19 protein-coding genes are annotated in these 21,767 nt (G+C 73.2%); 10 read left to right on the forward strand and 9 right to left on the reverse strand.

Features of this window, described 5'->3' with window-relative positions; translation table 11 throughout:
• Positions 1-549 (forward strand): hypothetical protein (locus tag OOZ19_RS28495; protein ID WP_323055189.1); only part of this gene is annotated, 549 nt, incomplete at its 5' end.
• A 62-nt stretch (positions 550-611) separates the two neighbouring features.
• On the opposite strand, the gene OOZ19_RS28500 is transcribed toward OOZ19_RS28495, so the two are convergent.
• From OOZ19_RS28500 to OOZ19_RS28530, 7 genes are read right to left on the reverse strand one after another with little or no spacing between them, the layout of a single operon-like run.
• On the reverse strand, positions 612-1,334 hold the full coding sequence (locus tag OOZ19_RS28500) for a sirohydrochlorin chelatase (RefSeq protein WP_266093257.1): 723 nt from the start codon (positions 1,332-1,334) through the stop codon (positions 612-614).
• On the reverse strand, positions 1,331-2,518 hold the full coding sequence (locus tag OOZ19_RS28505) for a uroporphyrinogen-III synthase (protein WP_416309520.1): 1,188 nt from the start codon (positions 2,516-2,518) through the stop codon (positions 1,331-1,333). The genes OOZ19_RS28500 and OOZ19_RS28505 overlap by 4 nt, the downstream gene beginning before the upstream one ends.
• Positions 2,519-2,529: 11 nt before the next feature.
• Positions 2,530-2,856 carry a nitrite reductase small subunit NirD gene (gene nirD / locus OOZ19_RS28510; protein ID WP_266093259.1) on the reverse strand — a complete coding sequence of 109 codons (327 nt, stop codon included), beginning with the start codon at positions 2,854-2,856 and terminating at the stop codon, positions 2,530-2,532.
• Complete coding sequence (nirB, locus tag OOZ19_RS28515; RefSeq protein ID WP_266093260.1) at positions 2,853-5,378, reverse strand: nitrite reductase large subunit NirB; 2,526 nt, start codon at positions 5,376-5,378, stop codon at positions 2,853-2,855. Before nirB ends, nirD begins: the two co-directional genes overlap by 4 nt.
• Positions 5,375-6,772 (reverse strand): FAD-dependent oxidoreductase, encoded by a 1,398-nt coding sequence (locus OOZ19_RS28520; RefSeq protein WP_266093261.1) that lies wholly within the window; start codon positions 6,770-6,772, stop codon positions 5,375-5,377. Before OOZ19_RS28520 ends, nirB begins: the two co-directional genes overlap by 4 nt.
• On the reverse strand, positions 6,769-8,883 hold the full coding sequence (locus OOZ19_RS28525; protein WP_266093262.1) for a molybdopterin oxidoreductase family protein: 2,115 nt from the start codon (positions 8,881-8,883) through the stop codon (positions 6,769-6,771). Before OOZ19_RS28525 ends, OOZ19_RS28520 begins: the two co-directional genes overlap by 4 nt.
• Entirely contained in the window at positions 8,876-10,264 is a 1,389-nt protein-coding gene (locus OOZ19_RS28530) for an MFS transporter (RefSeq protein ID WP_266093263.1), read from the reverse strand. Before OOZ19_RS28530 ends, OOZ19_RS28525 begins: the two co-directional genes overlap by 8 nt.
• 169 nt (positions 10,265-10,433) lie before the next feature.
• Between OOZ19_RS28530 and OOZ19_RS28535 the strand changes: the two genes are divergently transcribed.
• The 8 genes from OOZ19_RS28535 (at position 10,434) to OOZ19_RS28570 (ending at position 18,355) form a co-directional block, all read left to right on the forward strand.
• On the forward strand, positions 10,434-11,264 hold the full coding sequence (locus OOZ19_RS28535; protein WP_266093264.1) for an SIR2 family NAD-dependent protein deacylase: 831 nt from the start codon (positions 10,434-10,436) through the stop codon (positions 11,262-11,264).
• 232 nt (positions 11,265-11,496) lie between these two features.
• Positions 11,497-12,804, forward strand: a complete 1,308-nt coding sequence (locus OOZ19_RS28540) for an NlpC/P60 family protein (RefSeq protein ID WP_266093265.1) — start codon at positions 11,497-11,499, stop codon at positions 12,802-12,804.
• Between the two features lie 127 nt (positions 12,805-12,931).
• A complete protein-coding gene (gene mobA, locus OOZ19_RS28545) occupies positions 12,932-13,480 on the forward strand; it encodes a molybdenum cofactor guanylyltransferase (RefSeq protein WP_266093290.1) in 549 nt (182 codons plus the stop codon).
• 372 nt (positions 13,481-13,852) lie between these two features.
• Positions 13,853-14,944 carry an AAA family ATPase gene (locus OOZ19_RS28550; protein ID WP_266093266.1) on the forward strand — a complete coding sequence of 364 codons (1,092 nt, stop codon included), beginning with the start codon at positions 13,853-13,855 and terminating at the stop codon, positions 14,942-14,944.
• A gap of 51 nt (positions 14,945-14,995) precedes the next feature.
• The gene (locus OOZ19_RS28555) at positions 14,996-15,949 is read left to right on the forward strand and encodes a DUF58 domain-containing protein (protein WP_266093267.1); all 954 of its coding nucleotides are present in this window, start codon (positions 14,996-14,998) and stop codon (positions 15,947-15,949) included.
• 2 nt (positions 15,950-15,951) lie between these two features.
• Complete coding sequence (locus OOZ19_RS28560; RefSeq protein ID WP_266093291.1) at positions 15,952-16,932, forward strand: VWA domain-containing protein; 981 nt, start codon at positions 15,952-15,954, stop codon at positions 16,930-16,932.
• A 30-nt stretch (positions 16,933-16,962) separates the two neighbouring features.
• Complete coding sequence (locus OOZ19_RS28565; RefSeq protein ID WP_266093268.1) at positions 16,963-17,553, forward strand: class I SAM-dependent methyltransferase; 591 nt, start codon at positions 16,963-16,965, stop codon at positions 17,551-17,553.
• Between the two features lie 79 nt (positions 17,554-17,632).
• On the forward strand, positions 17,633-18,355 hold the full coding sequence (locus OOZ19_RS28570) for an MgtC/SapB family protein (protein ID WP_266093269.1): 723 nt from the start codon (positions 17,633-17,635) through the stop codon (positions 18,353-18,355).
• A gap of 5 nt (positions 18,356-18,360) precedes the next feature.
• On the opposite strand, the gene OOZ19_RS28575 is transcribed toward OOZ19_RS28570, so the two are convergent.
• Positions 18,361-19,566 carry an FAD-dependent monooxygenase gene (locus OOZ19_RS28575; RefSeq protein ID WP_266093270.1) on the reverse strand — a complete coding sequence of 402 codons (1,206 nt, stop codon included), beginning with the start codon at positions 19,564-19,566 and terminating at the stop codon, positions 18,361-18,363.
• Complete coding sequence (locus tag OOZ19_RS28580; RefSeq protein WP_266093271.1) at positions 19,563-20,960, reverse strand: MFS transporter; 1,398 nt, start codon at positions 20,958-20,960, stop codon at positions 19,563-19,565. The genes OOZ19_RS28575 and OOZ19_RS28580 overlap by 4 nt, the downstream gene beginning before the upstream one ends.
• A 149-nt stretch (positions 20,961-21,109) precedes the next feature.
• Between OOZ19_RS28580 and OOZ19_RS28585 the strand changes: the two genes are divergently transcribed.
• Positions 21,110-21,742 (forward strand): TetR/AcrR family transcriptional regulator, encoded by a 633-nt coding sequence (locus OOZ19_RS28585; protein ID WP_266093272.1) that lies wholly within the window; start codon positions 21,110-21,112, stop codon positions 21,740-21,742.
• Positions 21,743-21,767: the final 25 nt, after the last annotated feature.

Raw genomic sequence — 21,767 nt, forward strand, 5'->3', positions numbered from 1 at the left:
GCCGCGGAGGTGATCTCCTTCTTGCCCGGCAGGGCGGGGAGCTGCACGTCCGGCTTGTGGAACTGGGCGGTGACGAACGGCAGGTGCACGGTGGCCTGCTGCGGCGCGTTCGACGTGCTCGTCGACTGCCTGGTCGAGGTGCCGGAACCGCTGGATCCGCTGCTCTGGCGCGTCGTGCCGGTGCTCTGCCGGGTCGCGTTGGTCTGGCGGGTGCTGCTCCGGCCGGCGGCGCTGCTGCGCCCACCCGTGCCGCGTCCCGCGCTGCCGGTGCTGCGTCCGCCGGTGCTCTGCTTGCCGGTGCTGCGGGTCGAGCCGCCGCTCTGCGTGCTCGTGGTGCGGCGGGAGCCGCTGGTGCTCTGCCGCGTGGTGGTCTGGGAACCGGAGGTGCTGGTGCGCGAACCGGACCGGGAGGAGCCGGAGCCGCGCCCTTGGGCGCTGCTGCTGGACGTGCGCTTGCCGGAACCTGATTTCGTTCCGGAACTGGTTGCGCTGGTCATGAGTTCCTCCCCGGTTGCGACGCACGGAAACGTCCACCGTAAGCGACGGTGAACAAGGTATGAGTCGAACGAAACCGAAGAACCCACGAACGAGTCAGGGCCGTAGATCGGCATTCACCTGGAGTGAGATTTCCTTGCCGCGGCGGAGGAAAACCGCGCGGTGAACGAGTCCGCGAGGCCCTCCCGGTACCGGCGCACGACGAGGTCGACGACCCCGGGGTGCGCTCCGATGGGTTCGGCCACGGCCCGCACGGGGAGTCCGCTCAGCTTCCGGTGGAACAAGCCCGGAGCCAGCAGGTACGGCGCGATGATCTGATCCGCCGCCGACGGCGCCGCGCACACCTGCGCGGTCAGCGGCGTCGCGGTGCTGACGTAGCTCGGCCGCAGCGCTCGGCCGCACCGCAGGCCCAGCAGGCGGGCCGCCGCGCGCACGTCCGCCAGCGCGCGCGGATCCGAGGAGCCGGCCGCCGCGAACACCACCTCGGCCGCCGGATGCCACCCCGCCGCGGTGAGCCGGTCCAGCATCGCCGCCGCCAGCTCCGGCGCGGGACCGAGCGGCGCGGTGGTCGTGACGTCGCCGGAGCGCCCGGCGGCGGCGAGCTGCGCGGGCAGGTCGGTGCGCACGTGGTACCCGGCGGCCAGGAACGCCGGCACCGCGACGACCGGACCGTCGAGCTCGCGCAGCGCGTCGGCGAGGGTGGGGCCGATGACGTCGACGTAGGCGACGTGCACCGCGACGCCGGCCCGCTCGGCGACGGCGGCGGCGATCCGGTCGAGCACGCGCGGGCCAGCGGGATCGCGCGTGCCGTGCGCGGCCAGCAGCAGTGGGGCGGTCATTCGGGGACCGCGCAGCGCGGTGCGTCCCGCATCGGTTCCAGCGGCAGCCGGTAGCCGCGCTTGATCACCGTCTGCACCAGCTCCGGCGCGCCGAGCGCGGAACGCAGCCGGGCCACGGCCTGCTCGACGGCGTGCTCGTCGACCGCCCGCGCCGAGCCACCGGCGGCGCAGCCGAGGGCGTCGGCGAGCTCCCGGCGGGGCACGACCCGGCCCGGTCGCGCCAGCAGCACCCGCAGCAGCGATTTCGCGTTCGGCGACAGCGGTCTGAGCTCGCCGTCCACCGCGGCGGCGTGCCCGCGCAGCTGCAGGGTGCGCCCGGCGACGGGCAGCGCCGGGTAGCGGCCCGGCAACGCCTCGCACAGCGCCCGCACCATCGCGCCGAGGCGGAACCGCTGCGGCAGCACCGCCGGTATCCCGAGGTCGGCCAGCGGTGCCCGGGTCACCGGACCCACGCAGGCCGACAGCACCGGGCCGCGCAACGCCGCGAGCAGGTCGTCGCGGCGGCCCCGTTCGGTGGCGTGGCCGAGCAGCCCGGCGGCGGCCGGTGCGCTGGTGAACGTGACTGCGTCGACCTCGTGGGCGCACACCGCGTCGACCAGGTGCGCCAACGGCCCCGCGTCGGCAGGCGGACCCCACCGGTACACCGGGATCTCGATGACCTCCGCGCCCGCGCAGCGCAACGCCTCCACGAAGTCCGGCAGCGGCTGCCCGTGCAGCTGCACCGCGACCCGGACTCCTTCCAGCGGTGCGGTCAGCAGGTGTTCGAGCAGCTCACCGGAGGATTCCGAATCCGGCGACCACGCGTCGGCGAGCCCGGCCGCCCGCACCGCACCGCGCGCTTTGGGTCCGCGCGCGAGCAGCCGAGCGGAGCCGAGCGCGTCGAGCAGCGCACCGCCGAGACCCCAGCCGTCGGCCGCCTCGACCCAGCCGCGGAAGCCGATGCCGGTGGTCGCGACCACCACCGACGGCGGATCGGCGATGCACTGCTCGGTCGCGGCGTGCAGCCGCGCGTCGTCGGCGACCGCGACGATGCGCAGCGCCGGTCCGCGCAGCACCCGCGCGCCGCGCCGTTCCAGCAGCGAGCTCAGCTCGTCGGCACGGCGCGCGGCGGTGACGCCGACGGTGAACCCGGCCAGCGGGGCCTCCCGGCCCGGCCGGGCGCCACCGGCGGGTGCGGGGAGGATCGGGTGCGTCGTCACGGAACGGCGATCTCCACCATCTCGTCGTGGCGCCGCACCGGGAAGGTCGGCAGCCGTGCGGCCGGGTCGTCCAGGCATTCGCCGGTGCGCAGCGAGAAGACCTGCTTGAGCATCGGCGAGGCAACGGTGGGTTCCCCGGCGCGGTCGCCGACGATGCCGCGGCTCATCACGCCCGCCCCGCAGAACGGGTCGACGTTGCCGACGGCGTAGAGCTCGTCGTCGTGGGTGCGGAACAGCGCGACGGGTTCGGCCGCCAGCAGCGCGGGCACGCCGCAGGCGGGTGCCAGCGCCGTCCACGGGCAGATCGGGAGCCAGGTGGTCATGCGAGTACCTCCTCGGAGTCGGGCCGGATCGACGGCATCGGCAGCACGACGGGGCCGGGCCGGGGCTGGCCGCGTTCGGCGACGAAGCTGATCGTCGGATCGGGCGCGTCGGGCGCGTTGACGAAGGACACGAAGCGGGACAGCTTCGCCGGATCGGCCAGCACCCCGGCCCACTCGTCGGCGTAACCGGCGACGTGATCGCGCATCGCGGCCTCGAGTTCGGCGGCGATGCCGAGGGAGTCCTCGACGACGACGTCGCGCACGTGCTCCAGCCCGCCGTCGAGGGATTCGATCCACGCCGCGGTGCGCTGCAACCGGTCGGCGGTGCGCACGTAGAACATCAGGAACCGGTCGACGAGCCGGATCAGCTGCTCGTCGTCGAGGTCGGCGGCGAGCAGTTCGGCGTGGCGCGGGGTGAAGCCGCCGTTGCCGCCGACGTAGAGGTTCCAGCCGCGTTCGGTGGCGATGACGCCGAAGTCCTTCGAGCGCGCCTCGGCGCATTCCCGCGCGCACCCCGACACCCCGGACTTGAGCTTGTGCGGTGCCCGCAGGCCGCGGTAGCGCAGTTCGAGCCGGATGGCCATCGCCACCGAGTCCTGCACGCCGTAGCGGCACCAGTCGGTGCCCACGCAGGACTTCACGGTGCGCAGCGCTTTGCCGTAGGCGTGCCCGGATTCGAACCCGGCGTCGACGAGCCGCCGCCAGATCAGCGGGAGCTGCTCCACGCGGGCGCCGAACAGGTCGATGCGCTGCCCACCGGTGATCTTCGTGTAGAGCTCGAAGTCGCGGGCGACCTCACCGAGCACGATGAGCTTGTCCGGGGTGATCTCCCCGCCCGGCACTCGCGGCACCACCGAGTACGTCCCGTTGCGCTGCATGTTGGCCAGGAACCGGTCGTTGGTGTCCTGCAGCCCGGCCTGCTCCCCGTCGAGGATGTGGCCGCGCCCGAGGCTGGCGAGGATCGAGGCGACGGCCGGTTTGCAGATGTCGCAGCCCAGCCCCCGCCCGTGCTTGCCGATCAGTTCGGAGAAGGTGGCGACCCCCGTCGCTCGGATGATCTCGAACAGCTCGGAGCGGGACTGCCCGAAGTGCTCGCACAGCGCGTGGGAAGGGGCGACGCCGCACTCGCCGAGCAGCGTCTTGAGCATCGGCACGCACGAGCCGCAGCTGGTCCCGGCCTTGGTGCAGGCCTTGACGCCCGCCACGTCGGACAGCGCCTCGCCGGTGATCGCGCCGGTGATGTCCTCCTTGGACACGTTGTTGCAGGAGCACACGATCGCGTCGGCGGGCAGCGCGCCCGCGTCCGGTCCGGTCCCGGCGGGCAGCAGCATCCGCTCGGGCGGTGCGGGGAGTTCCCGTCCGACGAAGGGCCGCAGCGTCGCGTACGCGCTCGCGTCGCCGACGAGCACTCCGCCGAGCAGCACCCGCGCGTCGTCGCTGAGTACCAGCTTCGCGTAGGTGCCGGCGGCGTTGTTCGCGTAGACGACGTCCAGCGCGCCGTCGGCGGTGCCGTGCGCGTCGCCGAAGCTGGCCACGTCGACCCCGAGCAGCTTCAGCTTGGTGGACGTGTCGGGCTCGGGGAAGGCGGCACCGTCGAGGTCCAGCAGTTGCCGCACGACTACGTCGGCCATCGCGTAGCCGGGCGCGACCAGCCCGAAGCAGCGGCCGTGGACCGCGGCGCACTCGCCGACCGCCCAGATGCGCTCGTCGGAAGTGCGGCATCGGTCGTCGACGAGGACGCCGCCGCGTTCGGCGCGCGCCAGCCCGGCCGGTTCGGCGAGCTCGTCGCGCGGACGGACCCCGGCGGAGAACACCACCAGCTCCGTCTCGACGGTGCTGCCGTCGCCGAGCTCCACCCCGGCTACCCGCCCGTCCGGCCCGGCGACGATCGAGTCCGTGGCCGTGCCGCAGTGCAGCGCGAGCCCGAGATCACCGACCAGCCCCGCCAGCACTCGTCCGCCGCCGTCGTCGACCTGCAACGGCATCAGCCGCGGCGCCATCTCCACCACGTGCGGGCGCATCCCCAGCAGCCGTAAGGCGTTCGCCGCCTCCAGTCCGAGCAGCCCACCGCCGATCACCACGCCCGGGGCGCCGGCGACGGCCGCTTCGCGGATGCCGTCGAGGTCGTCGAGCGTGCGGTAGACGTGGCAGCCGTCGAGGTCGTGACCGGGCACCGGCGGCACGAACGGCCGGGAACCGGTCGCCAGCACCAGCGCGTCGTAGCCCAGTTCGGTGCCGTCGGTGGTGAGCACGGTCCGCGTGGCGCGGTCGATGCGCGCGGCGCCGCAGCCCAGCCGCAGCCGCACCATCGGATCGGCCAGGAACGCGGTGCCGGCCAGGCTCAGGTCCGCGGCGGTCTTGCCGTCCAAGTAGGACGACAGGCCGACCCGGTCGTAGGCCGGGCGGACCTCCTCGGCGAGGATCTCCACCCGCCACTCGTCCGCGTCGTCGCGCGCGCGGAGGTCCTCGACCAGTCGGTGACCGACCATCCCGTGGCCGATCACGACAAGGGTGCGGGTCATGCGGCTCCCTCCTGTTCGGTCGTGATGTCGTCCCCGGTGCTCAACGCGGCGCACAGGCCGCGCACCTCGTCGGCGCAGCCGCCGCAGCCGGTGGTGGCGCGAGTCGTCCTCGCCAGTCCGCCGACATCGCGTGCACCGCGGTGCCAGGCGCGCACCAGGGTCGTCTTGGTGACGTTGTTGCAGCGGCAGACGACGGTGTCGCCGGAATCCGCGGCGGGGGAGCCGCCCAGCAGCATCCCGAGGCGGTCCGCGGGCAGCGGCAGGTCCCGGTCGTGCAGCTGCGCGACGGTCGCCGTGGCCTGCGGGAAACCGATCAGCACGGCACCGGCGACGCGTTCCGCGCGGACCGCGAGCTTCGCGTACCGCCCCTGCCCCGGATCGGACAAGGTCACCAGCTCCACGCCGGGATCGGTGCCGTCGAGCAGGTCCGACGCCCCGATCGAGGCCAGTTCGATGCCGCGCGCCTTGAGCCGGGTGACCGCGCCGATACCCCGATACCGGGCGGTGCCGCCGGTGAGTCGCCGAGCCAGCACCTCCGCCTGCTCCCACGCGGGAGCGATCAGCCCCGGAACCCGTCCGTCGTGCTCGGCGCAGTCGCCGAGCGCGTGGACGTGCGGGTCGGAGGTGGTGAGGTGGTCGTCGACCAGGACGCCCCGCCCGACCGCGAGCCCGGCGCCGGCGGCGAGCCCCGTTTCCGGCGTCACCCCGGTGCACAGCACGAGCGCGTCCGCGGCGAGCGCCTCCCCGTCGTCGAGGACGAGCTCGCCCGGCCGGTACCGCGCGGCCCGCCTGCCGAACCGGGTGCGCAACCCCGCGCCGCGCAGGTGATCGCCCAGCAGGGCCCCGCCCGCCGCGTCGAGCCGGTGGTCCATCGGATGCTCCCGCGGGTGCACGAGCGCCACGTCCAGGCCTCGTCCGTGCAGCCCGCGCGCCGTCTCCACGCCGAGCACCCCGCCGCCGAGCACCACCACGTCCCGCGCGCCGCCGGCCAGGCGGGCGCAGTCGTCGAGGGTGCGCAGCGGTGTGACGCCCGCGGCCAGCGCACCGTCCGCGCCGCGCACACCGGGCACGTCGGGCACGGTCGCCCGCGCGCCGGTGGCGAGCACGAGTTCGTCGTAGCGGTGCACCACGCCCGCATCGGTGTGCACCAGCCGCCGGGCGCGGTCGACGGCGGTGGCGGTGACGCCCAGCCGCACCTCCGCTCGCGAGCCCGGCAGCGTCACCGACGCCGCGGACAGCGTCCCGTCGAGCACCGAGGCCAGCAGCACCCGGTTGTAGGCGGGCCGGTCCTCGGCGCCCAGCACCGTGATCGGCCCGTCGTGGCCGTGCTGCCGGAGCCGTTCCACGAGCCGGTGCGCGGCCGGACCGTTGCCGATGATCAGCACGTGGCTCACGCGACCACCTCCTCGGCGCCACCGGCGACGGCCGTGGTCTCCGGTGGGGCCGGCGCGATGCGGGCGGCGGCGACCTTGAACTCCGGCATCCGGCTGCGCGGATCCAACGCCGGGTTGGTGAGCAGGTTCGCCCGGCCGTCGCCGGAGAAGTGGAACGGCAGGAACACGGTGTCGGTGCGCATCGACGCCACCAACCGCACGCGCGCCACCGTCCCGCCGCGCGCGGAGCTCACCACCGCCCGCGCCCCGTCGACGAGGCCCGCACGGGCGGCCGTGTCCGGGTGCACCTCGACGAACATCTCCGGCGCGGCCTCGGCCAACTCGCGCACGCGGCGGGTCTGCGCGCCCGACTGGTAGTGGGCCAGCACCCGGCCGGTGGTGGCGTGCAGCGGGAAATCCGCGCTCACCTGCTCGGCGGCCTCGCGGTGCTCGACCTCCGCGAACCGCGCGCGGCCGTCGGGGTGGGCGAAACCGTCCAGGAACAGCCGCGGCGTGCCCGGGTGGTCGCCGCCGTCCCCGGCGGGGCACGGCCAGTGCAGCGCCTCCCCGGCGTCGAGGCGGTCGTAGTCGATGCCCGAGTAGTCGGCCTTGCCGCCCGCCGAGGCGCGCCGCAACTCCTCGAAGACCTCGCGCGGCGAGGTGGGGTAGCGGTGCCCGGGTTCGCCGAGCCGCCGCGCCAAGCCGTGCAGCACCTCCAGGTCGCTGCGCGCGTGGCCGGGCGGGGTGCGCAACCGGCGGCGGCGCAGGACGCGGCCTTCGAGGTTGGTCATGGTGCCGTCCTCCTCGGCCCACTGCGTCACCGGCAGCACCACGTCCGCGATCCGCGCGGTCTCCGAGGGCACGAAGTCGGCCACCACCAGGAGATCCAGCGCGGCCAGCCGCTCCGCGACATGCCCGGCGTGCGGCGCCGAGACCACCGGGTTCGAGCCGAACACCAGCAGCCCGCGCGGACCGCCCGTGGTCCCCAGCGAATCCAGCAGCTCGTAGGCGCTGCGCCCCGGCCCGGGCAGGTCGGCGGCGGGGACTCCCCACACCGAGGCCACGTGCTCCCGCGCCGCCGGGTCGGTGATCGCGCGGTAGCCCGGCAGCTGGTCGGCCTTCTGCCCGTGCTCGCGACCGCCTTGGCCGTTGCCCTGCCCGGTCAGGCAGCCGTAGCCGCCGCCGTCGCGGCCCGGAAGTCCCAGCGCCAGCGCCAGGTTGATGAACCCGGCGACGGTGTCCGCGCCCTTCGAGTGCTGCTCGGCCCCGCGCCCGGTGAGCACGTAGGCCCGCTCGGATCGCGCGAGCATCCGCACCGCCGCCCGCTGCGACTCGGCGGGCACCCCGGTGACCCGCTCCACCCGCTCCGGCCACCAGCTCATCGCCCGCTGCCACGCCGCGTCGAACCCGCTGGTGCGCTCCTGGATGTAGCCGGTGTCGGCCCACCCGTCGACCACCGCGATGTGCAGCAGGCCCAGCACCAGCGCCAGGTCCGTGCCCGGCGTCGGCTGCAGGTGCAGCGCCGCGCGCTCGGCGGTCGCGCTGCGCCGCGGGTCGATCACGATCAGCTCCGGGCGGGTGAGGTGCCGCAGCAGCGGCGGCATCGTCTCGGCCACGTTCGCCCCCGCCAGCAGCACCACGTCGGCGGTGCCCAGATCGGTGACCGGGAAGGGCAGCCCGCGGTCCAGCCCGAAGGCCGCGGTCCCGGCCGCGGCGGCCGAGGACATGCAGAACCGGCCGTTGTAGTCGATCTGGCCGGTGCCGAGCGCGACCCGCGCGAACTTGCCCAGCAGGTAGGCCTTCTCGTTGGTCAGGCCCCCGCCGCCGAACACGCCCACCGCGTCCGCGCCGTGCTCGGAGCGGATGCGGCGGATCCCGTCGGCGACCGTGCGCAGCGCGGTGTCCCAGTCCACGGCCACCAGCTCCCCGTCACGGCGCACCAGGGGAGTCAGCAGCCGATCGGAGGCGTCCAGGACCGACGGCGCGGTCCAGCCCTTCTGGCACAACCCGCCCCGGTTCACCGGGAAGTCCGTCGGCGCCACCACCACGCCCGCGCGTTCCTCGGTCAGCCGGGTTCCGCACTGCAGCGCGCAGTAGGGGCAGTGAGTGGCGACGGTGCGCGGCTCAGGCACCGGGCGCTCCTTCCGCGACCGCGGGCCGTGCCGCGACGACGGGCTCGGCGGGTTCCCGGCGCAGGTACACCGCCCAGGTCACCACCACGCACACCAGGTAGCAGGCGAGGAACGTGGCCAGCGCCGCGTCACCGCTGGAGGCCGCCCCGCCGAACGACGCACGGAACGTGAGGTTGATGAACACCCCGCCCAGCGCGCCGATCGCCCCCGCCACGCCCATCAGCGCCCCGGAGAGCCTGCGGGCGTGCGCGAACGCGCCCGCCGCGTCCCGGCCGCCGGTGACCTCGCGCTCCGCCTGCTTCGCGAAGATCGCCGGGATCATCTTGTACACCGAGCCGTTGCCGACGCCGGTCAGCACGAACAGGGCGATGAACGCCGCCAGGTACAGCGGGAACGAGTTCATCGCGGAGGCCGCCAGCAGCAGTCCCGTTCCGCCGGCCATGCCGAGGAAGTTCCAGAACGTCACCCGCGCGCCGCCCCAGCGATCCGCCATCCGGCCGCCGATCGGGCGGGCGAGCGACCCCAGCAGCGGCCCGATGAACGTGCACGTCGCCGCCTGCAGCGGGGTGAAGTCGAACTCGTGCTGCAGCACCAGCCCGAACGCGAAGCCGTAGCCGATGAACGAACCGAACGTGCCGATGTAGAGCAGCGAGATCCACCACGTGTGCCTGCTGCGCGCCACCTCCAGCTGCGCACCGGGGGCGGTGACCACGGCGTCGATGTTGTCCATCCGCAGCGCCGCCAGCAGCGTCGCCACCACGATCAGCGGCAGGTACGCCCCGGCCACCAGGGCGGGCTCGGTCCCGCCGACCGTGGCGATCACCAGCAGCCCGACGACCTGCACGACCGCGACGCCGATGTTGCCGCCGCCCGCGTTGAGCCCCAGCGCCCAGCCCTGCTCGCGCTGCGGGAAGAGGCTCGTGATGTTGGTCATCGAGGAGGCGAAGTTGCCGCCGCCCAGGCCGGTCAACGCGCCCAGCACCAGGAACACGCCCAGCGGAGTGCCCGGCTGCTGGATGAAGTAGCAGGTCAACCCGGTCGGGATCAGCAGCACCGACGTCGAGAAGATCGTCCAGTTCCGGCCGCCGAACCGGGTCACCGCGTAGCTGTAGGGCAGTCGCAGCAACGCCCCGACCAGCGTCGGAACGGTGGTGAGCAGGAACTTGTCGGCCGCGTCGAAGTCCAGGCCGATGGCCGGGGACATGAACAGCACCATGACCGACCAGATGCTCCACACCGAGAACCCGATGTGCTCGGACAGGATCGACAGCCACAGGTTGCGGCGTGCGACCCGTTCGCCGGTGCGTTCCCAGAAGCCCTCGTCCTCCGGGTTCCAGCCGTCGATCCAGCGGCCTGGTCTGGTGTGCGGGGTGGAGGTCACCTCGGCTCCTCTCATCGTGCTGGGCAGAAGTTAAGAGCCGGGTGTTTCACCGCCTGTCCGCGCGCGTTACCGCCGTGCAAAGGCGCCTTCACATGAGCCCGCGCCGCCCCTGTGAGCTGCGGCGACGCCCGGATTCCCGGTGATCTGGGCCACGTGGCACCGTGGTGGGGTGACAGCACCCGGCAGTGATCCCGCCACCGAGCACGTCCACGCCCGCGAGTTGTTCGCCACCGCTCGGCGGATCACGGCGCTGACCGGGGCCGGGGTGTCCACCGCCTCCGGGATCCCGGACTTCCGCGGCCCGGACGGCGTGTGGACGCGCGATCCGCGGGCGCAGCGGCTCAGCGACATCGACTCCTACGTCGCCGACCCCGAGGTGCGCAGGCTGGCGTGGCGGGCCCGCGCGGAGCACCCGGCGTGGACGGCGGAGCCGAACGCCGCGCACCGCGCGTTCGCCGGGCTCGCCGAGCAGGGCAGGCTGACCTCGTTGTTGACGCAGAACATCGACGGGCTGCACCAGCGCGGCGGCGTCAGCGCCGATCTGGTGCTGGAACTGCACGGATCGGTGTTCGGCGTGGTCTGCCTGGACTGCGGCGCCACCGGTTCGATGCGGGCGGCGCTGGCACGCGTCGCCGACGGCGAGGACGATCCGCCGTGCCGGTCCTGCGGCGGCATCCTCAAGTCCAGCACCGTCTCGTTCGGCCAGTCCCTCGACCCGGACGTGATCCGCGCGTCGCAGCGGGCCGCGTTGGACTGCGACCTGTTCCTGGCCGCCGGGAGCTCGCTGACGGTGCATCCCGCGGCGGGCCTGGCCGAGCTCGCGGTGCGCGCGGGGGCGCGGCTGGTCGTCTGCAACGCCGAACCCACCCCGTACGACGAGCTCGCCGCCGCGGTGCTGCGCGATCCTCTGGTGGAGCTCCTGCCGGAACTCGCCGCCGTCCCGGTGTCGGACTCCGCCGAGCCCCTGCGCACCTGGGGAGACCCGAGCACCTGGAGCTGAGCCTCCCTCGCGCCACCACGGCGGCCCGCGTTCCGGCCGATCATGAGTTGATCGATTCAGCGTGCCCGAAAAATCCGTTTCATGACTGGGTGCACGATCTGTGGCGTGTGTGGTTGGTGTGACGAATTGCGAGCCGTGTGGCGCGGATGCACAGTTGTGACCGTCCTATGCGCTGAATGGCGCAATACCTGCAAGGCCGAACGGCCCAGTTCGGTGGCTGGAGGTGGCGGTCGTGCGGCGACCTCGACGACTCACCGGCGGCCTGGTGCTCGCCTCCGCGATCGCCCTCGCGCTCCCGGTGGCCGCCGGCAGCGCGCCGGAACCGCCGGTGCGACCTGGCGACGGCGAGATCCAAACACAGCGCGACCGGGTCGGCGACCGGGCGGACCGCGTCGGGGAGCTGACCCAGCGCCTCGCCGAGTCCGAGACCCGGCTCACCGAGCTGGGCGCGCAGGTGGAACTCGCGATGGAGGACGCCAACAAGGCCCGCGTCGACCTCGCCCGCGCCGAACGCGCCCGCACCCGGGCCGAGCAGCTCGCCGCCGGAGCGAACGGCCAGGCGGGCGCGGCGGCGAGCGAGGTCGAGCGCCAGCGCTCCCGGCTCGACGAGTTCGCCGCGGGCAGCTACCGGCAGGGCAGCAAGCTCGGCTCGCTCACCGCCTACGTGGGGGCGAGCGGCCCGGACGATCTGCTCAACCGCGCCGAACTGCTGGACACGGTCGGGCGCAGCCAGCTCGACGTGCTCGACGACCTGGAACGGGCGCACATCGACCGGGTCAACAAGGATTCGCTGGCCCGCAAGGCGCTGCGGGACGCCGCCGAGTCGCGCGCGGCGGCGGCTGCGGCCCAGGAGCGCGCCGAAGCCGCCGAGAACGCCGCGGTCGCCGCGAGGGCCGCGCAGGCCGGCCGGGCCGCGGGCATCGAGGCCGAACGGGACGGGGTGCAGGCCGAGCTCAGCGACGCCCGCGCCGCCGTGCGGGGCCTGGAGTCCCAGCGCGACCGGTACGAGGAATGGCTCCAAGCCAGCCAGGCCGCGCAAGCCGCGCAGGGCCAGGCGGCGGCCTCGGAGTCGGCCGGCCAGGGGAGCGTGGTGCCGGACGACGATCCCGGCCCGGTCACGGGGTCGACGGAGGTCGTGGTCCAGCGGGCGCTGTCCCAGCTGGGGATGCCCTACGCGTGGGGCGGTGGGGACGCCGACGGCCCGACGCGCGGCATCCGGGACGGGGGAGTGGCCGACTCGCACGGCGACTACCGCAAGATCGGATTCGACTGCTCGGGCCTGATGATCTACGCGTTCGCCGGAGCGGGTGTGGAGCTGGACCACTACAGCGGTTACCAGTACCAATCGGGCACCCAGGTCCCGCTGTCGTCCATGCAGCGCGGCGACATGCTCTTCTGGCGCTCGGGTGGCCGCGTGCACCACGTGGCCCTGTACCTGGGCGGTGGGCAGATGGTGGAGGCGCCGTACTCGGGCTCGCAGGTGAGGGTGGCTCCCGTCCGCTACTCGGGCATCGCGCCCTACGCGGTCCGGGTGATCTGAGCGGCGGTCCGCGCGAAGGCGGTCGTGCCGGTGGTTCGTCCACCGGGCGCGACCGCCTTCGTCGTTCGTTCCGCGAGTCGGGCCGCCCGCACCGGCTCCCCGGAGATGAGGTAGGCATCGGCAGGTGATGGAGGACTTCGCCGCCGTGGTGCTCGCGGGCGGCCGTGCGCGGCGGCTCGGGGGAGTGGACAAGCTCGCGCTGCCCACCGGTGGCCGAACGTTGCTCGACCACACGCTCGCCGCGGTGCGCGGCGCCGATCCCCTCGTCGTCGTGGGGCCGGAGCGCGCGGTGTCGGTCCCGGTCCGGTGGGCCCGGGAGGATCCGCCCGGCTCCGGTCCGCTCGCCGGGCTGCGCGCGGGCCTGGGGGAGGTCCCGTTCGACCGGGGCTCGGTGGCGGTGCTGGCGGCGGACCATCCCGGGCTCGTCCCGGAGACGGTCGCGCGCTTGCGCGCCGCGGTCGAGGGATCCGGTGCGGTGCTGGTCGACCAGGACGGGATGCCGCAGTGGCTGCTCGGCGTCTGGCGGGTGGAGGCGCTGCGCGCGGCGATGCCCGCGGACGTGCGGGACCGGCCGGTGCGAGCGCTGTTCGATTCGCTGGCGCCGGTGCGGATCCCGGCGGTGGGCGCGGAGGCCGCCGACGTCGACACCCCGCAGGACCTGCACCGCCTGAACTGATCACCCGAGTTGATCACCGGCGGAAGCCGCGCGACCTAATTGGTTCGTACGCTCGAAAACTTCAGTGCTGACTGAAATCAATCCCACGTGGGTCAGGTCCGCGCGAGAAGGAACCACCAGAACCACGCATCGAGGGGCGAGGCGCTTCACAAGGGTCATACCGCCGGTGCGGTTGACTTCGAACCTGGCCGGGTGCCCCCTCGCGCAGCCGAGGCGCAGTCGTGCCAAGATCGCCTGCGGACCGCGCTCGACGCGCGAGTGCCCACGTCCGCCGGGGTCCGGCTGAGGCGGGAGACCGGCACGTGGTCGAGCACGTGGGCAGCGCGCGACGGACGTCGATGCGACCAGGGAAGCCGAACGAGAGGTGCCGAAGTGACCGAGGCCGGCGAGGGCGGGGCGACGCCCGCGGAGCAGGTGAGCACACCGGCTCGGGACGCGCAGTTGCTCGAACGCACCGTGTTCGAGGTCAAGCGGGTCATCGTCGGGCAGGACCGGCTCATCGAACGAGTCCTGGTCGGCCTGCTGGCGAAGGGCCACGTGCTGCTCGAAGGCGTCCCCGGCGTGGCCAAGACGCTCGCGGTGGAGACCTTCGCGAAGGTCGTCGGCGGCTCGTTCTCCCGGTTGCAGTTCACCCCCGACCTGGTGCCCGCCGACATCCTCGGCACCCGCATCTACCGGCAGGGCAGCGAGCGCTTCGACGTGGAGCTCGGTCCGGTGCTGGCGAACTTCGTGCTCGCCGACGAGATCAACCGCGCGCCCGCGAAGGTGCAGTCGGCGTTGCTGGAGGTCATGGCCGAGCGCCACGTCTCCATCGGCGGCGAGAGCTTCCCGATGCCGAATCCGTTCCTGGTGCTGGCCACGCAGAACCCCATCGAGAACGAGGGCGTGTACCCGCTGCCGGAGGCGCAGCGCGACCGGTTCCTGTTCAAGCTCCAGGTCGAGTACCCCTCGGCGGAGGAAGAGCGGGAGATCGTCTACCGGATGGGCGTGGCGAGCCCGGAGCCGACGCCGGTGCTCAACGCGGACGAGCTGACCCGGCTGCAGGGGGTCGCCTCGCAGGTGTTCGTGCACCACGCGCTGGTGGACTACGTGGTGCGGCTGGTGCTGGCCACGCGGACGCCGAACGATCACGGCCTGACCGACATCGCGGGCTGGGTGTCCTACGGCGCTTCGCCGAGGGCGAGCCTGGGCGTCGTGGCGGCCTCGCGGGCTCTCGCGCTGGTGCGCGGCCGGGACTACGTGCTGCCGCAGGACGTGGTGGACGTGGTGCCGGACGTGCTGCGCCACCGCCTGGTGCTGTCCTACGACGCGCTCGCCGACGGCATCCCGGTGGACCACATCGTCAACCGGGTGCTGCAGACGGTGCCGTTGCCGCAGGTATCGGCGCGTCCGCAGGCGGCCCAGCCGCAGGCGCAGCCCGGCGGGTACGGGCAGGCTCCGGTCGGCCCGGCGCAGCAGTACTGATCAGTGCGCGCGGCGATGATGCCCGACCCGACCAACGAGGAGCGATCAGCCGTGTCGGTGAGTTCCGGCCAGGACGGCGCGGACCGTCCGTCCTGGGCCCCGCCGGAGTTGGAGGGGCCGCGGCTGCAGGCCGCGCTGCGCTCCTTGGAGCTGACGGTGCGCGGCAGGCTCGACGGGCTGCTGCAGGGCAACCACCTCGGCCTGGTGCCCGGCCCCGGTACGGAGCCGGGGGAGGCGCGGGTCTACCAGCCCGGCGACGACGTGCGGCGGATGGACTGGGCGGTGACGGCGCGCATGTCGGAACCGCACATCCGCCAGACCGTGGCGGACCGGGAGCTGGAGACGTGGGTGGCGCTCGACCTCTCGCCCAGCCTCGACTTCGGTTCCGCCGCTTGTGACAAGCGGGAGCTGGCCGTGGCCGCGCTGGCGGCGGTGACGCACTTGACCAGCGGCGGCGGCAATCGGATCGGGGCGGTCGTGGACAACGGCACGGGTCCGGTCCGGTTGCCGGCGCGGGGCGGCCTGGGGCATTCGCGCGGGTTGCTGCGCAAGGTCGCGGAGATCCCGCGGGCCGCGGAGGGCACGCGGGGTGATCTGCCGCGGTTGCTGGAGTCGCTGCGCAGGCCGCCGCGGCGGCGGGGCCTGGCGGTGGTGGTCTCGGACTTCCTCGGTGACCTGGATTGGCAGCGCGCGCTGCGCGGGCTCGGCGCCCGGCATTCGCTGCTGGCGGTCGAGGTGCTCGATCCGCGCGATCTGGAGTTGCCGGACGTGGGCACGGTGGTGCTCTCCGACCCGGAGACGGGGGAACAACGGGAAGTGCGCACGACACCGGTGCTGCGCAAGGAGTTCGCGGCGGCGGCTGCCGCGCACCGCGAGGAGGTCGCGGCGGCGCTGCGGCGCGCCGGGTGCGCGCACCTGGTGCTGCGAACGGATTCGGACTGGATCGCCGACGTGGTGCGGTTCGTGGTGGCCCGCAAACGGGGATGGTCCGGGGGAACGGCGTGATGTTGAGCTTGTCGGGTTTCACCACGCCGTGGTGGTTCTTGCTGCTGCTGGTGGTCGCGGCGCTGGTCGGCGGCTACGTGTGGGCGCAGAAGCGGGCGCGCAAGGAGACGTTGCGGTTCAGCAACCTCGCGGTGCTGGATCGGGTGGCGCCGAAGCGGCAGGGCTGGCCGAAGCACGTGCCCGCCGCGTTGCTGGCGGTCGCGATGATCCTGCTGACGGTGGCGTTGTCCGGTCCGACCGCGGAGCAGCGCATTCCGCGCAACCGGGCCACGGTGATGCTCACCGTGGACGTGTCGCTGTCGATGATGGCCAAGGACGTCGAACCGAGTCGTCTGGAGGCGGCGAAGGTCGCGGCGAAGGAGTTCGCCGACAAGCTCACCCCCGGCATCAACCTGGGATTGGTGTCGTTCGCGGGCACGGCGACGGTGATGGTGATGCCGACGACCGACCGCGCCGGGGTGAAGCAGGCCATCGACAACCTGTCGCTGTCGGAGGCGACCGCGACCGGTGACGGCATCAACGCGTCGATGTCGGCGATCGACTCGTTCGGGAAGATGGTCGGCGGTCCCGGTGGTGCGCCGCCCGCGCGGATCGTGCTGATGGCCGACGGCGGGCAGACCATCCCGCGTGATCTCAACGCGCCGCGTGGTGCGTACACGAAGGCGGGCGAGGCGAAGAAGGCCGGGATCCCGATCACGACGATCTCGTTCGGCACCGACTACGGCACCATCGACATCGAGGGCCAGTCGCAGCCGGTGGAGGTCGACGACGAGGCGATGGAGGAGATCGCGGGGCTTTCCGGCGGCGAGTTCCACAAGGCGGCGAGCGCGGAGCAGCTGCGCCGGGTCTACGACACGCTGGGCGAGCAGATCGGCTACGAGATCAAGCACACAGACGCCAGCAGGCCGTGGTTGGTGCTGGGTACGCTCGCCGCGATCGTCGCCGCGGTGCTCTCGTTGCTGCTGGGGCGGCGTCTGCCCTGAGCAAGTCCCCGCAGAGCACGGGAGCCAGACGTGAGCAGTGCGGCCGGCGCAGTGGAGTTCCTCCGCGAGTTCGTGAAGTCGCCGACGACGACGGCCGCGGTGGGCCCGAGTTCGCGGCACCTGGCGCGGGACATGGTCGCGCCGATCCCGGCGACGGGGGATCCGGTGGTGGTGGAGCTCGGTCCCGGTACCGGAGCGTTCACCGAGGCGATCCAGCGGCGGCTCGGTGGTCGTGGCAGGCATCTGGCGGTGGAGCTCAACCAGCGGTGGGCGGAGTCGCTGGGCGCGCGGTACCCCGAGGTGGAGACGGTGTGCGCGGACGCCCGCGCGTTGCCGCGGTTGCTGGCCGAGCGGGGTGTGCGGGCCGATGTGGTGGTCAGCGGGCTGCCGTGGGCGGCGCACGCGCCGAAGGACGGGGTGCCGCTGATCCGGTTGATCGCGGATTCGCTGACGGAGCAGGGGGCGTTCACGCAGTTCGCGTACACGTGGACGCGGTGGGCGGCGCCTGCTCGGCGTCAGCACGCGGACCTGCGGGCGGTGTTCGAGGAGACGGTGCTCAGCCGCACGGTGTGGCGGAACCTGCCGCCCGCGCTGGTGTACTTGGCGCGTCGGCCGCGCTGATCGCGTTGGGCTGATCCGGTGCCGTCGTCGATCGTTCTCGACGATGTCGGAGCGGGCGGGGCTGGGTTACGTTCGTCCGATGGCGGACGAAGTGGTCGCAGGTCTGGGTGAGCTGCCGCTGCTCGTGGAGCTGGGCAGCGCGTTGCTGCTGTCGAGCCTGGTGGGCTTGGAGCGGGAGGTGCGCGCCAAGAGCGCGGGTCTGCGCACGCACACCTTGGTCGGGGTGGGGGCGGCGTTGTTCATGCTGGTGTCGAAGTACGGCTTCGGCGACATGCTGGAGTTCGACCGGGTTTCGCTGGATCCGTCGCGGGTGGCCGCGCAGGTGGTGTCCGGGATCGGGTTCATCGGCGGTGGGTTGATCTTCGTGCGCCGGGACATGGTGCGGGGGCTGACGACGGCGGCGACGGTGTGGATGGTCGCGGCGATCGGCATGGCCTGCGGTGGCGGGCTGGTGCTGTTGGCCTCGGCGGCGACGCTGGTGCACTTCCTGGTCACGGTGGGGTATGCGCGGTTGTTGCGGTTGCTGCGCGGGGTGTTGCGGGAGCCGCAACTGGTGCGCGTCGGGTACCTGGACGGGCACGGGGTGCTGCGGGAGGTGTTGACGTTGTGCACGAGCCGCGGGTTGAAGGTGCTGGACCTGCAGGTGGAGCGCGAGGACACTGATGACGAGCAGCAGCGCACCGCCGTGGTGGCGGTGCGCCTGCAGGGCAAGCAGCCGGTCGGCGGCCTGGTGGAGGAGATCAACACCTTCCCGGGGGTGCTGCACGCGGCGGTCGGTGATGCGGCGGAGGCCGGTATCTGAGCGGGTCACGCCCTCGGCGGCAGGGTTGGTGGGGTGTGGGCGGGTCGTGCCGCTGCGGCGGGGGCGGTGCTGAGCTCGCGCAGCCTGGTGTTGCGCTCGTGCAGCGCGTGGGCGGTGGTGGGGAACAGCGCGGCGTCGCCGTCGCCGATCCGATCCTGGTTCGTGGTCGCGAAATCGCGGGTGGCGCGGTCGTAGGCGGCGAAGCCGGCGGCGTGGTCCTGGTCGGCTAGGGAGTCGGCGAGCACGTGGGCGCCGATGAGCGCGAGGCTGGTGCCCTGCCCGGTGAGGAACGAGGGTGCGTGCGCGGCGTCGCCGACCAGTGCGACCCTGCCGCTGGACCAGCGGGGCATGCGGATCTGGCCTACCGCGTCGAAGAACAGGTCGTCGGCGTCGCGCATGGCGGTGAGCAGGCCGGGGACCTCCCAGCCGGCGTCGGCGAAGGCCGTGGCGACTAGGTCGCGCTGGGCTCGGGGGTTCCGGAACGCGGCGTGCGGTGGCTCCGGGTGGGCGAAGTTCAGCAGGGCGTGGATTTCGTCGTGTCCGGCGGCGTAGAGGGCGGCGGCTCTGCCGGGGGAGTTCCACAGCACGGTTTCGCGGGTGAGCCCGTAGGTGTTGGGCACGGTGAATCCGGCGAAGCAGTAGCCGAGGTAGCGGTGGAAGCGCTGTTCCGGGCCGAAGACGAGCTCGCGGGTGCGGGAGTGCAGCCCGTCGGCGCCGATCACCAGGTCGAAGGTGCGGCTGCCGCCGCCGCGGAAGGTGACGTCGACGCCGTGGCCGTGCTGGTGGAGGGTGGCGATGGACTCGTCGAACAGGAACGGCACGTCGTCGCGGATCGCCGCGTGCAGCGCCTCGGTGAGGTCTCCGCGCGGCACTTCGAGGTCTCGTCCGGCGCCGCCGGTGAGGGTGTGCGGGTGGAGTGCGGCGATCCGGCCGCCGTCTTCGTCGAGGAACGTCAGCCGGCGCAGGTCGATGTGCGCGTCCTGCAGTCGCGGCAGGATTCCCATCCTCCGGACCACTTCGAGTGCGGTGCCGCGCACGTCGACGGGGTAGCCGCCGCCGCGGACCGCGGTCGCTCGCTCGATCACCGTGACGTCGAATCCGCGGCGGTGCAGCCAGAACGCGAGGGTGGTCCCCGCGATGCCGGCCCCGGAGATCAGGACTTCGCGTTTCGGGTCGGCGCGGAGGTTCTCCGCTGGTGCGGTGCGGGTCATGCTGGGGCTCCTTCGCGGAGGGTGCGGGCGACGAGCAGCGACAGGGCGGTGACGAGGCCCGCGAGGACGAAGCCGGTGGCGAAGGCCGGTTCGGCGGGGACCACCGACCCGGCCGGGGTTGCGGCGGTGAGGATCGCGCCGCTGAGCTGGGTGCCGACGGCCATTCCGATCACGCGGCTGACCAGGACGAGGCTGGTGGCGATGCCGGTGTCGCCGTGGTCGACGGTGGTGGCGGTGCTGGTGACCATCGCGGTCACGCACAGGCCGTTGGCGAGCGCGATCAGCGTTTTGCCGACGACGAGGTGCCAGATCTCGCCGTGCACGACCGCGAGGGCGATGAGGGCGGCGGCCATGATGACGATTCCGGTGGTGACCACGGCGCGCGAGCCGATGCGCCGGGTTCCGATGCCGCTGAGGGGCCCGGCGGCGGTGGCGGCGACGGTGGCGGGCAGCAGGAACAAGCCGATCTCGGTGGCTCCGGCGCCGAACCCGTAATCGGCGGTGGGGACCGCGAACAGCTGGGGGATGAGGTAGATCCCCGCGGAGGTGCCGACGCAGATCATGAGCGTCAGCACGCACGACTTCCACACGGCGGGCCGGGCGAGCATGCGCAGGTCGACCATCGGTGCGGTGGCGCGCCGTTCGACGGCGATCCATCCGGTCGTGAAGGCGGCGAGGACGAGGACGAGGCCGCCGACCGCGAGCGGTCGGGAGGTGATGTCGGGTGCTTGCGCCAGCACGAGCATGAGCGTGAGCAGCGTGCCGCTCAGGAGGGCGAGGCCGGGCAGGTCGATGTGGGCGTCGTCGTTCCGGCTCGGCGGGTCCTGCGGCATCAGCCGGTTCACGAGCAGGGTGGTTGCGATGACCGCGAAGGTCGGCAGCGCGAACATCCAGTGCCGGGACAGCCCTTCTGCCACGGGGCCGGCGGCGAGGGTGCCCGCGATCCCGCCGCCGACGAACAGTCCGCTGACCACGCCGATGGCCACCTTCGCCTCGCCGGTGGGGAGGTGGCGGCGGACCAGGATGAACGACAGGGGCATCGCGCCGACCATGGCGCCTTGGAGCACTTGGCCGAGCAGCAGCACCGGCAGGTTCGGCGCCACGGCGGAGACCAGGCCACCGGCGCAGACGACGGCCATCAAGCGGGTCAGGACCCGCTTTCCGCCGTAGCGGTCGCCCAGTTTGCCGGCGATCGGGGTGACGAGTGCTCCGGTGAGCATGAGCACGATGCTGAGCAGCGCCCCTTCGGCGGGGCTCAGGTCCAGCTCGCGCTGCAGGAGCGGGAGCGTCGGCATCACCACGGATTCCAAGGCGCCGGTGGCGACCGCCAGCAGGGCGAGCGCCCCGACGGCGGGCTTTCCGATGCGGACGGGGGGATCGAGGGTCGTGGTCATGGACGTCCTTTCCGTCATCGCGGGACGGGGGCCGTTCGTGGAGTTCGTCGTGGGCAGACGGGCCGTCCGGCGTGGGAGCGGGTGGGGGTTGCTCGCGTTGATCTGAAACTACACTACACCGTGCAGTGTAGAACGGTTACGCTGTTGCCATGTCGACCACGAAGACGCTGCGTGAGGGGTCCGCGCGCAAGCGGGCGGCCATCCTCTCGGCGGCTCGGGAACTGTTCCTCGCCGACGGCTTCGACCGGTCCAGCGTCGACGCGGTCGCCGCCAAGGCAGAGGTGTCCAAGCGGACCGTCTACGACTACTTCGGCGACAAGCGGACGCTGCTGCAGGCGGTGGTCGACGCCGTCGGCGCATCGCTGATCACCACGATCCGGCGCACCCTCGACGACACCCTCACCGGGATCACCGAGGTCGCCGAGCTCGAAGACGCCCTGGTCGCGTTCTCGACGCGCATCTCCACCGACATGCTCGGCTCGGCGGAGCACGCGACGCTGCGGCGGCTGGTGCGGGCGGAATCCGGCAACCTGCCGCACCAGGGCTACAACTCCTTGGCCGACACCCCGGACGAGGCGGTCGCCGACAGGTTCAAGGCTCTCGCCGCGGCGGGGCTGCTGGAGGTGCCCGACCCGCGGCTCGCGGCCGACCAGTTCATCGCGCTGACCTTCGGCGTCGCGCTGGACCGGCTCGGATCCGCGAACGCCGCGGAGGACTCCCGCGTCCGGCCCCTCGTCGTCGAGGGCGTGCGGACCTTCCTCCGGGCGTACCGGGCCGGGTAGGGGCGACGGCTCGGCCCGCGCCGAT

Origin of the sequence: Saccharopolyspora sp. NFXS83, assembly GCF_026241095.1 — a bacterium.
Taxonomy (GTDB): Bacteria; Actinomycetota; Actinomycetes; order Mycobacteriales; family Pseudonocardiaceae; genus Saccharopolyspora_C.

What these genes read in the sequence shown, in the direction of transcription:
- nirD (WP_266093259.1), bottom strand. Translation starts at nt 2,856, where the DNA reads ATGACCACCTGGCTCCCGATCTGCCCGTGGACGGCGCTGGCACCCGCC.
- OOZ19_RS28580 (WP_266093271.1), bottom strand. Translation starts at nt 20,960, where the DNA reads ATGACCACGACCCTCGATCCCCCCGTCCGCATCGGAAAGCCCGCCGTC.
- OOZ19_RS28585 (WP_266093272.1), top strand. Translation starts at nt 21,110, where the DNA reads ATGTCGACCACGAAGACGCTGCGTGAGGGGTCCGCGCGCAAGCGGGCG.
- nirB (WP_266093260.1), bottom strand. Translation starts at nt 5,378, where the DNA reads ATGACCCGCACCCTTGTCGTGATCGGCCACGGGATGGTCGGTCACCGA.
- OOZ19_RS28570 (WP_266093269.1), top strand. Translation starts at nt 17,633, where the DNA reads ATGGCGGACGAAGTGGTCGCAGGTCTGGGTGAGCTGCCGCTGCTCGTG.
- OOZ19_RS28575 (WP_266093270.1), bottom strand. Translation starts at nt 19,566, where the DNA reads ATGACCCGCACCGCACCAGCGGAGAACCTCCGCGCCGACCCGAAACGC.
- OOZ19_RS28500 (WP_266093257.1), bottom strand. Translation starts at nt 1,334, where the DNA reads ATGACCGCCCCACTGCTGCTGGCCGCGCACGGCACGCGCGATCCCGCT.
- mobA (WP_266093290.1), top strand. Translation starts at nt 12,932, where the DNA reads ATGGAGGACTTCGCCGCCGTGGTGCTCGCGGGCGGCCGTGCGCGGCGG.